Origin of the sequence: Tenacibaculum aiptasiae, from assembly GCF_965221665.1 — a bacterium.
Taxonomy (GTDB): domain Bacteria; phylum Bacteroidota; class Bacteroidia; order Flavobacteriales; family Flavobacteriaceae; genus Polaribacter; species Polaribacter aiptasiae.
In genome coordinates this window covers 901,906-915,529 of the sequence record NZ_CBDCSN010000002.1, presented here as the reverse complement: position 1 = coordinate 915,529, position 13,624 = coordinate 901,906, and the positions used below count along the sequence as shown (strand labels likewise).

General features: G+C 29.7%; 10 protein-coding genes. 8 read left to right on the top strand and 2 right to left on the bottom strand.

All coding sequences use genetic code 11. From position 1 onward, the window contains the following. The first annotated feature begins 27 nt into the window (after positions 1-27). The 4 genes from odhB to ACOQN8_RS04490 all read left to right on the top strand — a co-directional run bounded on the left by odhB (position 28) and on the right by ACOQN8_RS04490 (position 3,785). Positions 28-1,239 (top strand): 2-oxoglutarate dehydrogenase complex dihydrolipoyllysine-residue succinyltransferase, encoded by a 1,212-nt coding sequence (gene odhB / locus ACOQN8_RS04505; RefSeq protein WP_420551775.1) that lies wholly within the window; start codon positions 28-30, stop codon positions 1,237-1,239. A gap of 98 nt (positions 1,240-1,337) precedes the next feature. Continuing rightward, positions 1,338-2,216 carry a helix-turn-helix domain-containing protein gene (locus tag ACOQN8_RS04500; RefSeq protein ID WP_420551774.1) on the top strand — a complete coding sequence of 293 codons (879 nt, stop codon included), beginning with the start codon at positions 1,338-1,340 and terminating at the stop codon, positions 2,214-2,216. Positions 2,217-2,316: 100 nt separating this feature from the next. Further along, entirely contained in the window at positions 2,317-3,195 is an 879-nt protein-coding gene (locus tag ACOQN8_RS04495; protein ID WP_420551773.1) for a nuclear transport factor 2 family protein, read from the top strand. A 107-nt stretch (positions 3,196-3,302) separates the two neighbouring features. Then, positions 3,303-3,785: an acyltransferase gene (locus ACOQN8_RS04490; protein WP_420551772.1), complete on the top strand. Its 483-nt coding sequence runs from the start codon at positions 3,303-3,305 to the stop codon at positions 3,783-3,785. Between the two features lie 74 nt (positions 3,786-3,859). Here the strand turns inward: ACOQN8_RS04490 and ACOQN8_RS04485 are convergent, their stop codons facing one another. Next, positions 3,860-4,570, bottom strand: a complete 711-nt coding sequence (locus ACOQN8_RS04485) for a DUF547 domain-containing protein (protein ID WP_420551771.1) — start codon at positions 4,568-4,570, stop codon at positions 3,860-3,862. 144 nt (positions 4,571-4,714) lie between these two features. Here ACOQN8_RS04485 and ACOQN8_RS04480 point away from each other — a divergent pair, with 144 nt between their 5' ends. The 4 genes from ACOQN8_RS04480 (at position 4,715) to ACOQN8_RS04465 (ending at position 12,217) form a co-directional block, all read left to right on the top strand. Further along, positions 4,715-7,141, top strand: coding sequence for a helix-turn-helix domain-containing protein (locus tag ACOQN8_RS04480; RefSeq protein WP_420551770.1), 2,427 nt, complete (start codon positions 4,715-4,717; stop codon positions 7,139-7,141). A gap of 512 nt (positions 7,142-7,653) precedes the next feature. Then, positions 7,654-8,226: a helix-turn-helix domain-containing protein gene (locus tag ACOQN8_RS04475; protein WP_420551769.1), complete on the top strand. Its 573-nt coding sequence runs from the start codon at positions 7,654-7,656 to the stop codon at positions 8,224-8,226. Between the two features lie 85 nt (positions 8,227-8,311). After that, on the top strand, positions 8,312-9,622 hold the full coding sequence (locus ACOQN8_RS04470; RefSeq protein ID WP_420551768.1) for an amidohydrolase family protein: 1,311 nt from the start codon (positions 8,312-8,314) through the stop codon (positions 9,620-9,622). A 99-nt stretch (positions 9,623-9,721) separates the two neighbouring features. Next, on the top strand, positions 9,722-12,217 hold the full coding sequence (locus tag ACOQN8_RS04465; RefSeq protein ID WP_420551767.1) for a trypsin-like peptidase domain-containing protein: 2,496 nt from the start codon (positions 9,722-9,724) through the stop codon (positions 12,215-12,217). Between the two features lie 69 nt (positions 12,218-12,286). Here the strand turns inward: ACOQN8_RS04465 and sufD are convergent, their stop codons facing one another. Further along, the gene (gene sufD, locus ACOQN8_RS04460) at positions 12,287-13,600 is read right to left on the bottom strand and encodes a Fe-S cluster assembly protein SufD (protein ID WP_420551766.1); all 1,314 of its coding nucleotides are present in this window, start codon (positions 13,598-13,600) and stop codon (positions 12,287-12,289) included. Positions 13,601-13,624 lie beyond the last annotated feature (24 nt).

Genomic DNA, 13,624 nt, shown 5'->3' with positions numbered 1-13,624 from the left:
AAGTATTTCAGAATAAAAATAAAAAACATGAGTGTTTTAGAAATGAAAGTTCCTTCTCCGGGGGAATCAATTACAGAAGTAGAAATCGCAACTTGGTTAGTTGAAGATGGAGATTATGTAGAAAAAGATCAACCTATTGCTGAAGTTGATTCTGACAAAGCAACGTTAGAGTTACCAGCTGAAGAGAGTGGAATTATTACTTTAAAAGCTGAAGAAGGTGATGCTGTTGAGGTGGGTGCTGTAGTATGTCATATTGATATGAGTGCTGCAAAACCAGAAGGAGGAGCTGAAAAGAAAGAAGCTCCAAAAGCTGAGGAGAAAAATGAAGCTCCAAAAGCAGAACCAGCTAAAGAAACTTATGCAACAGGAGCAGCATCTCCAGCAGCTAAGAAAATTTTAGCTGAAAAAGGAATTTCTGCTTCAGCAGTAAAAGGAACTGGTAAAGACGGTCGTGTAACTAAAGAAGATGCAGTAAAAGCTGTTCCTTCAATGGGAACTCAGCCAGCTAACGGTTCTAGAAGTTCAGAGCGTAAAAAATTATCAATGTTACGTCGTAAAGTGGCACAACGTTTAGTTTCTGTTAAAAATGAAACTGCAATGTTAACTACATTCAACGAGGTAAACATGCAGCCAATTTTCGATTTACGTAATGAGTACAAAGAAGATTTTAAAGCTAAGCATGGAGTTGGTTTAGGATTTATGTCTTTCTTTACTTTAGCTGTTGTTAGAGCATTAAAAATGTACCCAGATGTAAACTCTATGATTGATGGAGATTACAAAATAAGTCACGATTTCCAAGATATTTCAATTGCTGTTTCTGGTCCAAAAGGATTAATGGTACCGGTAATTAGAAATGCAGAGAATTTATCATTTAGAGGAGTAGAAAGTGAAGTTAAGCGTTTAGCTTTACGTGCTCGTGATGGTCAAATTACTGTTGATGAAATGACAGGAGGAACTTTTACAATTACTAATGGTGGTGTATTTGGTTCTATGTTGTCAACACCAATTATCAACCCTCCACAAAGTGGAATTTTAGGAATGCACAACATTGTTAACCGTCCAATGGCTGTTAACGGTGAAGTTGTAATTCAACCAATTATGTATGTTGCGTTATCTTATGATCACAGAATTATTGATGGTCGTGAGTCTGTAGGTTTCTTAGTAGCTGTTAAAGAAGCATTAGAAAACCCAGTAGAGTTATTAATGGATAACAACCCTAAGAAAGCATTAGAAATGTAATTTTCTTAGTCAATTATATAAAAATCCCGCTTTTGCGGGATTTTTTGTTTTTAAGAGATTAATTACCTTTATCATCATATTTATTTCTATATATAAAAATGATTAAAGAACTACCTAATTTATCGTTTCAGTCAAAGTCGCCAGAAATAGAGGGTGTAGAGATAATCACATTAGAAAGTATAGAAAAACAAAAAAATAGCTTAGATCATTTACCTGAAAAACCTCACCAACTTGAGTTTTATCAGTTGGCATTTTATACAGAGGCAGATACAGAACATTTGGTAGATTTTGTTTGGCATGAAGTACGAAAAAACTCAATAATATATGTGTCAAAAGGACAAGTAAATGCTTTTAAATTTAAAGGAAATGTAAAAGGGTTTTTAATTCTTTTTACAGAAGAATATTTTAAAAATCAGTTAAGTAATATTCCTCAAGATACAGCAATTAGATTACTAACTCCACAACTTTTTTCTTCTCAAATCCAAATTCCAGAAAGTTCAAATATTCCAAAATACATTGAGTTACTTTTTAATGAGTTTTATAAAACTTCAGAAGTATTTAATAGAAAACATATCATAAATTCTCTATTCAATATTATTTTTTCAAAAGTAGAAGAAGTAAAAAGAAATCATACAAATTATATTAAAGAGTCGGATAAGTTAACCCTCTTTTTATCTTTTCAAACAATATTAAAAAAGGATTTTACACATAGTAGAAATGCAGTATACTATGCTGAAAAACTGAATATAACCTACAAGCATTTGAATGTAGTTTGTAAAGAGATTATTTCAAAAACTGCAAAAGAGTATATAGATGATTTTATAATTTTAGAAGCTAAAAGAAACTTAGTAAACTCTACTATTAAAAGTACAGAATTAGCCTATCAAATGGGGTTTGAAGAATCCACTAATTTTGTAAAATACTTCAAAAAACATACGGGATTAACCCCTAATGTATTTAAAAGAAACAATTTGTAATTAAAAAGGTTCGATATTAACCCTTTTATTCTCTAGGTTTACCTATACCAAACTACCATTTCAAATTAGTTTTGTCCTATCATTTAAAATTTAAAACAGGATGAAACAAATATGTATAGTATTACTAAGTGCAATAGTTTTAGTAAGCTGTGATACACCTCGTAAAAAGATAACAACGAAACCGATAACTAAAAAAGAAATAAAAATGGAGAATTTAAAAGGGATTGCACAGAAAGCACAAGAAGCTTTTTTCAAAGATTACAGTGTTGATGGAGTCAAAAAATATTTTGCAAAAAATTATATACAACACAACCCACATGTACCAACAGGAATTGAACCTGTGTTAGGTTTTTTACCGATATTAAAAGAAGGAAAAACAACTTATACAACTCACAGAATTTTACAAGACGGCGATTTTATAGTGTTTCATAACTCATATCATAATGCAGAACCATTTGGAGGAAAGGAAGTAGTTGCGTTTGATGTTTGGAGAATGGAAAATGGTAAGGTTGCAGAACACTGGGATAATATTACTGTTAAAGTAGACAATACGGCAAGTGGACGATCGCAAGTAGATGGAGAAACGGCAATAACAGATATAGATAAAACTAAAGCGAATAAAGAAATAGTAACCAATTTTGTAAACGATGTTTTGTTTGGTAAAGCTCCACAAAAAATAACTGAATATATAAGTAGTGAAGAATATTTACAGCATAATCCAATGGTGAAAGATGGTTTAGCTGGATTAAATGAAGCTATAGAGTATTTGACATCACAGAATAACATGTTCAAATACCAAAAGCTTCACAAAGTATTAGGAGAAGGAAATTTTATACTAACAATGAGTGAGGGTGAATGGAATGGTAAATCTCAAGCATTTTACGATTTATTTAGATTGCAGGATGGTAAGATTGTAGAACACTGGGATGTAATTCAAGAAATACCGTCAGAAATGGCACATAAAAATGGTAAGTTTTAACTACTCTTAATTATTGTAATAAATGAAAGCCTATACAGATGTATAGGTTTTTTTGATTTTTATTCTAATTCCTTGTAAATTAGTTAGTATCATTAAATATATATGATATGAAAGAATTTGAGAAAGAAGAAGTGTTTATTCATCCATTAGCAGACGTAACTAGCACAGCTATTGGGGTTAAAACAAGGGTTTGGCAATTTAGTGTAATTTTAAAAGGGGCGGTCATAGGTACTAATTGTAATATATGCAGCCATAATTTTATAGAAAACGATGTTGTTTTAGGGAATAATGTTACTGTGAAGTCAGGAGTTTATTTATGGAATAGAATGAGAATAGAAGATGATGTTTTTATAGGACCGAATGTTACATTTACAAATGATAAATATCCTAGGTCTAAGGTGTATTATTCAGAATATCAATCGGTTTTAATAAAGAAAGGAGCGTCTATAGGAGCAAATGCAACAGTTTTAGGAGGAGTTACAATAGGAGAAAAAGCAATGATTGGAGCAGGAAGTGTAGTTACAAAAGATGTCCCAAAAGGAGAATTATGGGTTGGTAATCCAGCGAAGTTTGTTAGAAAAATATCCTAAAAGTATAATGTAAAAAAAACGGAAAAACAATATTGCTTTTCCGTTTTGAGTGATAATTTAAGGGAGGGGATATGCTATTTTCCGTTTAAGTTCCAATCATAATCTAAATAAACAACTTCAGCATTATCGTTAACCTGAATATCAGAGTATTTATTTATATAATCAACTAAGGAATGTTTTATAGTAAAATCTTCTTGATACCATTCAAACATCTTAGAAACTTCAACTTTATTTATAGTAATTTTATTTTTAGTAGGATCATTAATAAAGCCTTTCATTAATTCTTCCAATTTTGATTCAATATTTTTAGCTGTAAAAGCATAGTTTGCAAATCTAGGTCCAGATTTAGAAGCAGCATTTATGGCAACGTGTATTCTTGGATCATCATGCCATCTACGTAATATTTTATGCTCAATATAATCAAGAGAATAGGTTTTATTACCAATTACAGCAAAAGGTATTTTCCAAGCGTTTCTACCTTTTCTTTTAATATCAGTAATCTTTTTTAATGGATAACTATCCAAGATTAATTTAATAGTATAGGCGTTATAAGCGTTAATCCAAAAAGCTTTTGCTCTTGCTGTAGACCAATTTTTCCCTGGTACAGTTTTTTTCAAATGCTTTAAATAAAGATCTAATAATGCACGGTTTTTTCTAAGCCCTTTATAATCTACATCTCCTTGTGAATTAACATAAGTTTTAAGAAGGGCATTAAATACATCTGTTTGTGATTGCGACTGAATACTAACGAATAATAGACAGAAAAGGATAATAGTTTTTCGCATTTTTTAAATTTTAAATAGTGTGAGACATTTGATTACTTTTGACGCGTTTTTTTTCAATACATTACAAAATATTTTAAATTAGGTTAAAAAATCTAATAAAATGAACTAAGTTTATACTTATAATAAATACTATTTAAAAGCTGTATGATAGAGAATAAGGAGTTAGAATTAGCTTTCAATTTTATAGAAAAAACAGATAGAAATTTATTTTTAACTGGTAAAGCAGGAACAGGAAAAACTACTTTTTTACGTAAAATAAAAAATGAAAGTTTAAAAAGAATGGTAGTTGTTGCCCCAACAGGTGTTGCTGCTATTAATGCTAAAGGAGTTACTATTCATTCGTTTTTTCAATTGCCTTTTGGGCCTATTATTCCTAATTCTCAAAGCCATTATACAGATAGGATACAACGAAAATTTAGCAAAATTAAAATTGATATAATTAAATCGTTAGACCTTGTAATTATTGATGAAATTAGTATGGTAAGGGCTGATGTTTTAGATGGTATTGATGAAGTTTTACGTCGTTATAAAAATAGAAATAAAGTATTTGGAGGAGCACAAGTATTAATGATTGGAGATTTGCAACAACTTTCCCCTGTAATTCGACCTAACGATTGGTCTATTTTAAGTTCTTATTATAAAACAGCTTATTTTTTTAGTAGTATAGCTTTTCAAGAAGCCAATGCAATTAGTATTGAATTAAAACATATTTACCGACAACAAGATGAAGGCTTTATCAAGCTTTTAAATGAAGTACGTACCAATACACTATCAGAAGCGTCAGCAAAACTGTTGAATAATCAATATGAGCCAGAATTCGAACCTCAAAAAGAAGATGGTTATATAACGCTAACAACACATAACAAAAAAGCAGATACTATAAACCAAGAGGAATTAGATAAAATTACAACAAAAGCAACAACATATACGGCGGAAGTTTATAAAGATTTCAATGAGAAAAATTATCCTAATGATGAGCATTTATCTTTAAAAGTTGGAGCACAGGTAATGTTTATCAAAAACGATAGTTCACCAGAAAAAAGATATTATAATGGAAAAATAGGAACAGTTCTTTTGTTGGAAGAAGATACAGTTACTGTTAAGTGTTCTGAAAATGATATTATTGAAACAACAGTTGAAACTTGGGAAAATATATCTTATAGTCTGGATTCGGATAGTAAAGAAATTTCAGAGAAATTGGAAGGCTCTTATACGCAAATACCTCTAAGATTAGCATGGGCAATAACCATACATAAAAGTCAAGGATTAACTTTTGATAAAGCTATTATTGATGCTGAATCATCATTTGCACACGGACAAACATATGTTGCGTTAAGTAGATGTAAAACTCTTGAAGGAATTGTGCTAAAAACACCTATTAAATCCTCAAGTATCATCAACGATAATTCAGTAAAAAGTTTTAATAAGCAAGTAGAAGAAAATGTGCCTACTAATGACGATTTAGAAAAATCGAAAAAGAAGTTTCAAATAAATTTAATTAATGACCTATTTAGCTATCATGAGTTTTTACAACCTGTAGCGCGTTTAATGGATATATATTATAATAATCAAACATCTTTACAAGGAAATGTCATAGAGCCCTTGAAAAAGATAAAAGATGAAGGAATTGTTCCTTTACTTAAAGTTGCAAATTCATTTAAAATACAATTAGAAAATTTAGCTCTCAAAGAAGATGAGATAAATGATAATCTTATTCAAGAGAGATATATTAAAGCCTTAGCATACTTTAAAAAAGAAACTACAGAAAAAATTATAGATGTATTTGAAACTTTTTCATACAGCACAGATAATTCTGCAGTAGAAAAAGATATAGAAAAACAAGTATCAGCTTTTGAAGATTTTCTAAGAATAAAAAAAATATTATTTAACTCATTATCTTCTGAATTTTCAATAGAAGAATTTTTAAAAGTAAGAGCAAAAGCTATTCTTGATAAACCAGAAAAAAAGAAGAAAAAGAGAACTGTTGTAACTTCAACAGCACATCAAAAATTATTTGAAGAATTGCAGTTATTTAGAACTAGTGTCTCTAATTCAGAAGATATTCCACCATTTCAAGTTTTTACACAAAAAACATTATTTGAGCTATGCGAATTATTGCCAATGGATAAATCTCAACTTATAAAAGTAAATGGAATGGGGAAAATTAGAGTTAATAAATATGGTGATGAAATATTAGAAATTATTAATGATTATGCAAAAGCTAATAATCTCAAATCACAAATTGAAATTGTAGAAATAGAGAAAGACAAACGTAATACTAAAGATATTACATTTGATTTATACAAGAAAGGTTTGAATACAGAAGAAATTGCAGCAAAACGTGGTTTGGTTATAGGTACTATTGAAGGACATTTATCACATTTTGTTATTCAAGGAGATATTGAAATAACAGAATTGTTCAGCAATAAAAAGCTTGAAAAGGCTAAAAGAATTATCAATGCTACAGGTTTAGATAATTTATCTAAAGTAAAGGAGATTGTAGAAGATGAGTATACTTGGGGAGAATTGCGAATGATTGTAGCATGGATGAGGTCTAATTTTAGAAATTAAAAATGGTTGTATCCTATCTTGAAGTTTTTACTTTAATAGCTATAGTACATTGCTTTGTGTTAAGCTTAGTAATTTTGTTTTCTAAGTTTTTAAAAAGTTCAACTAATAGATATTTAGGAATTACACTTATAATTATATCTATTATCGGTATAAATAATTGGTTTTGGGATTTGAATAAGAACCCAGTTATAATTCAATTTTTAGACTTTTTTTTATGGCAATTTTTATACCCGGTAACATTATTGTTGTTTTTTTATAAGGCTACAAAAAGTTCTATATACAAAAGAACTAAAGCCTTACTTTTTTTACCATTTGTAGTATTAACGATATGTAATATTATAGTTAGTTTAGAAAATATTTATGGCTTATATAAATTGCCGTTTATAACAAAGGATTCAGTTTCATTTTTTTATAAAGCAATAAGTTTATGTTCTATTATTTTTCCCTTTATTGTTTTACTCCCCTCCTTTTGGTTACTATTTGTTAAAACACAAAAATCTACTATAAAATGGTTGCGAGTATTTTGGGTAATTTTTGCACTAATAGAAATTTATGGTTTTCTATTGGAATTTCATAGGTTTTTATACTTAGAACGCAAGTCATTAAATTATTTATGGATAGGAGTTTCTTTATTGATGTATTGGATAATTTATATAGGTATTTATCGATTTAAATTGTCTAACGATCAATATGAAATAAGAGAGTATTTAAAAACAAAAAAAGTCAATGCAACTAATGAAGTAATAGAAAATCCTATAATAAAAGAGTTCATTCGTTTATTGTCAGATGAACATATTCATAGAAGTTCACAATTAAATAGAGACTTTGTAGCAGAAAAACTAGGAATAAGCCCTGGCTATTTATCTCAACTAATAAAAGAAAGTCCGTACAAGAGCTTTTCAGATATAGTTAATAAATATAGAATAGAGGATGTAAAAGAAATGTTGATAGACCCTGATTTTTCAAATTATAGTTTATTAGCAATAGGTTTAGAAGTTGGTTTTAATTCGAAGGCAACGTTTTTCAATGCTTTTAAAAAATATACAGGAATCACCCCGAGCGAGTATCAAAAACAACATAAATAAGTATTGTTTTCTTAGAATCTAACATTTTTAAACTCCTTAAACCCTTGATGTAATTAGGTTTGCTGAAAAATTAAAGCAAACCATTATGATAAAATTCAATTTTAAAATATTACTTTTTTTCTTCATAGTAATTACAAATAGTCAAGCTCAAAGCAAAAAAATACTTATAGAAAACGTGCATATAATTCCAATGGATGTAGATGTCATTCTGAAAAATTATAATGTACTTATTCATAAAAACAGAATAGAAAAAATAGCACCAAATTCATCTTTGTTAAAATGGAAGTATGATACATTAATTAAAGGAACTAATAAATATTTGCTGCCAGGATTTGCAGAAATGCATTTCCATAATCAAACTGATATTAAAAATGAATTCAAGTTATTAGTAGCTAATGGTATTACTTCAGCAAGAAATATGGCTGAGGATAAAAAGCAAGATCAAATCAAAAACAAAAAGCTATCAGAAAAATTAACCATTGCTCCTAAATATTATACCACAGGACCCTATTTACAAAGAAAAGATTTGAAAACGGAAGAAGAAGTAGTGTCCGTAGTTTCATATCATAAAAAAAGAGGATATGATTATATAAAGTTAGCTGACAACTTACCTAAGAATATTTATTTAAAGTTGTTAAGAGAGGCGCAAAAAAATCAATTAGAAGTAATTGGTCATGGACAAAGAAAAATGCCTTTAGAATATTCCTTACGAATGAAATCGATAGCACATATAGAAGAGTTTATGAATATCTTTTCTGAAAAAGAAAGAGAAAGTTCAGTTTTTTTGAAAAAAGCTGCTAAACAAATTAAAACGAGTGGAGTGTATGTGTCACCAACATTAGGAATATTCGATATGATTAGTAATTATGCTGATAATGATAGGCATGATAAACTACTTAAAAAAGAAGAGTTGAAATATTTGCCAAACTACTATAAAGATTATTGGGTTTCAGATAGTGTTCATTATCGTAAGTATGAATGGTTTACTTCAAAAAAATCTTTAAAACGTTTAGCAAAAGAGTTACAATGGCAACAAATGTTTACTAAGTTATTACATAACGAAGGAGTTCCTTTATTAACAAGTAGCGATACTTATGGTTTATTCTTACCAGGTTTTTCATTGCATACAGAACTTGAGTTTATTAATAAATCAGGTTTAACAACTTATGAAACTTTAAAAACTGCAACTATAATTCCTGCAAGATATTTTAATGCTATTTCAGAAGAAGGAAGTGTTAGTGAAGGTAAAAATGCAAATTTGGTTTTATTGGAAGATAACCCTTTAGAAAATATTACAAATACAAGGAAAATAGCTGGTGTATTTGTTAAAGGAAACTTCTTGTCAAAAAGTAAGATAGATAAAATTTTAAGAGAGGTTGAAAACTCTTGTAAATAGTAGATTTTGAGTTTTTTTAAGTTAAAAATTAATTTTTCATTTTGTTTATTGTGTTGATTATTAGTAATTTAGATTTAAATTAACCAAAACCCTTCAAAAATGAAAAATTATCTTTTCAAAGAGGTACTTTGTGCCCTAATCTTTCTAAGCGCATTAGTCGTAAATGCCCAAAAAGCTTTTAAAATAGGTGATGAATTTGACTCAGACATCAAGATTACAAAAACCTATCAAAAGTTTAAAAAGAAAAGTTCAGATCAACAAAAAAAGGAATTAGTGTATAGCAAAGAGTTTTACTCTAAAAACTCATCTTACATTAAGTTATACTTTAAAAATTTTGATTTAGCTCCAGGTGATTATCTAGAAATAATTGGAGCAAAAAGTAAAGAATCAATGATATATGGTGGAAAAGGAAAAATTGTTGACAATAGTATGACAACAATTAGTAATTTCTGGTCAAAAGTATTATTTGATGATAAAGTTGAAATTCGCTTATATTCATCTGGAAATGTAGGTAAATACAATGGATTTGAAATAGCTAAAGTTGCTTATGGATTTACCCCAAGTAAGCTAATAAAAGCAGTAGAAAAGCATCAAGGAAAAACTATTTGTTCTAGCGATAATAAAGAACGAATAGCTTGTTATAATGGAACAGATATGTATGAAAAAGCGAAAGCTGTATGTAGATTAATAATTAATGGTAGTTCTAGTTGTACAGGTTGGCTATTAGGAAGTGAAGGTCATTTAATGACCAATAATCACTGTATTGGTTCTTCATCTGATGCTCAAAACACAGATTTTATTTTTAATTATCAGCATCAAAGCTGTACAGGTTCTGCAAATGCTACTCAAAATGTAGTAGCATCTTCAGCTACTTTTGTAAAAACGAGTTCTAGTTTAGATTATACTTTGGTAAAGCTACCTACTAATCCGACTAGTACATACGGTTATTTAAGTATTAGTCCAACAGTATCATCTGTAGGTGATCGAATTTATATTCCACAGCACCCAGGAGGAAGAAGAAAAGAAATCTCTGTGAATACTGATACTGGTTTTTCAGAAGTTTCTTGTGTGGGAAGTTGCGGAAATGCTGGAGGAGCAGGAAAAAGAATGAATTATTATGCAGATACAGAGGGCGGAAGTTCAGGTTCGCCAGTAATTGATTACAATACAAATTTTGTTGTAGCTATTCATAATACAGGATTTTGTCCTAATGGATCTTATGGAAGAAGCGACGATTTAATTAGTGCTATTGGTAGTTCTATGCCTGCAAATGGAGTCGGTAGTGGTGGTGGAGGTAATCCAACCGGATGTTCTAGTACTGTAAATTCTTTTCCTTACGCTCAAAGTTTTGAAACAGGAGATGGATGGACACAAGCCACTGGAGATGATGGTAATTGGGTAAGAGATGCCTCTGGTACACCTTCAACAGGAACTGGACCTAGTTCCGGCGCAGATGGTAATTATTATATGTTTTTAGAGGCTTCTAATAATAGTAGTCCAGGTCAAATAGGAGCAAATGCTACAGCTATTTTAGAAAGTCCTTGTTTTAATTTATCAGGAGTAAGCTCTGCAACATTTACTTTTAGTAATCATATGTATGGTACTAACGTAGGTTCTTTAAGATTAGAAGCTTCTACAAATGGTACCAATTGGACTAGTTTATGGAGTGATTCTGGAAATAAAGGAAACCAATGGAATAATCAATCAGTAAATTTGAGCTCATATGTAGGTCAAAATGAAGTAAGATTAAGATTTGTTGGTACAACTGGATCTGGTTGGTCTAGTGATATAGCTATTGATAATTTAGCCTTAACCTCTGGAGGAGGAAGTTCTGGATGTTCATCATTAAATTTTAATGATTATACTATTACTTCTTTTTCAAATCAAGACAGCTCAGGGAATTATTCTGTAGGTTCTGGAGGAGCTTCATTAACCTTAACAAATAATACTTGGAAGTATATTTCTTTAAATTATACAGTTACAGCAAATACTGTAATTGAGTTTGAATTTAGTAGTACTTCTCAAGGAGAAATCCATGGTATAGGTTTTGAAAACGATAATACTTTAACATCTAGTAGATATTTTAAAGTTCATGGTACACAAAATTATGGAATCACCAATTTTGATAATTATGCTAGCGGAACCAAGAAATATGTAATTCCGGTAGGTAGTTCTTATACTGGTGCTATGGATAGATTAGTGTTTATAAACGATAACGATGGTGGTTCTGGAAATAACTCTACGTTTAGTAATGTGAAAATTTATGAAGGATCATGTGAAAGTTCAAATGTAATAGTCACAGAGTTATTTGATACTAGAGTAGATATTTTAGGAGATGAAGATGAAGGAATCTTTACATCAGTAAATATTGCTCCAAACCCTATTAAAAAAGGTAAATTATTACAATTAGTTGGACCAGAAAGAAATTTTTCAAATGCATCTTACAAAGTAGTAAATGTATTAGGACAAGTATTGAAAGAAGGAAATTTATCTGAAGAAAAAACAATCAATATCGATAAACTGAATTCAGGAATCTATATTTTAAGGTTAGAAAATAAGTTTACTAAAACTAGTAAACGATTTGTGATAGAATAGAGAATAATTCATAAAAGAAACAGCCCTCTTAATTTATAAGAGGGCTGTTTTATTTTTTGTGATCTGATATTATAAGTCGAAACCAATATTAACACCTAACTTGTTAGCTATTAATTTATTAATTCTCTTTTTAACTTCAGGTATTTTTACACTTTCTAATACAGTATTTGCAAAAGCATACATTAATAATGCACGAGCTTCTTTTTTAGGAATACCACGTTGTTGCATATAGAACAATGCTTGTTCATCTAATTGCCCAATAGTACAACCATGAGAACATTTTACATCATCGGCAAAAATCTCTAATTGAGGTTTTGCATTTATCGTTGCTTTATCACTGATTAAAACATTGTTGTTTTGTTGGTAAGCGTTCGTTTTTTGAGCTTCTTTCTCAACAATAACTTTACCATTGAAAACACCAGTAGAACGACCTCCATAAATACCTTTATAGTCTTGGTGACTCTCACAGTTTGGTTCTATATGGTGAACTAAAGTATGGTGATCAACATGTTGTTTTCCTTCAATAATTGTAATTCCTTTTAAGATAGAATCAATACGCTCTCCTTTTTGGTAGAAATTTAAGTTATTACGTGTAATATTTCCTCCAAAAGAGAAAGTGTGTACAGAACAAACACTTTCCGATTGTTGCTCAATGTAAGTGTTATCTACTAGAGAAGCGTTATCATTATCGTTCTGAATTTTATAATAATCAACAGTTGAATGTGTATCAGTAAAAATTTCAGTTACTACATTAGTAAGAACAGGGTTATCTGTTAAACTCTGATGACGCTCTATAATTTGAACATGTGCATTGCGTTCAGCTACTACTAAGTTTCTTGGTTGAACCATAGTAGCATCTTCCTTTCCAGTTGTAAAGTTGATAATTTGTATTGGTTTTTCAACTTCTACGTTTCTAGGAATATGAATAAATGCACCTTCAGTAGCAAAAGCAGTATTTAAAGATGTTAAATTATCTTGCTTAGCTATTTTATTGAAATAGTTTTCAATTACAGGTTTGTACTTAGGTTTAGATAATGCTGCTGAAAGTAAGCATACATCCATACCATCGTGTGTTGTTTCTGATAAGAAAGAGCTGTATTTACCATCGATAAAAATAATCTTATAACTATCTATATCGTGAATAAAATATTTCTTTACATCAGCTAATTCTATGGCAATATCATGATCTGGAAATAAGCTATAATCTTCTTTTAAAACTGAATTTAAAGAAGTGTATTTCCAAGCTTCTAATTTCTTTGTAGGAAATCCTAATTTTTCAAACTCTTGTAACCCTTTTGTACGAATATCATGAATGTCAGAATTAACATTCAATCCATTTTCAAAGGCTACATATGATGATAATAATTTCTCTTTTAACTCCATTCTTTCAATGTTTAGTTGAATCCA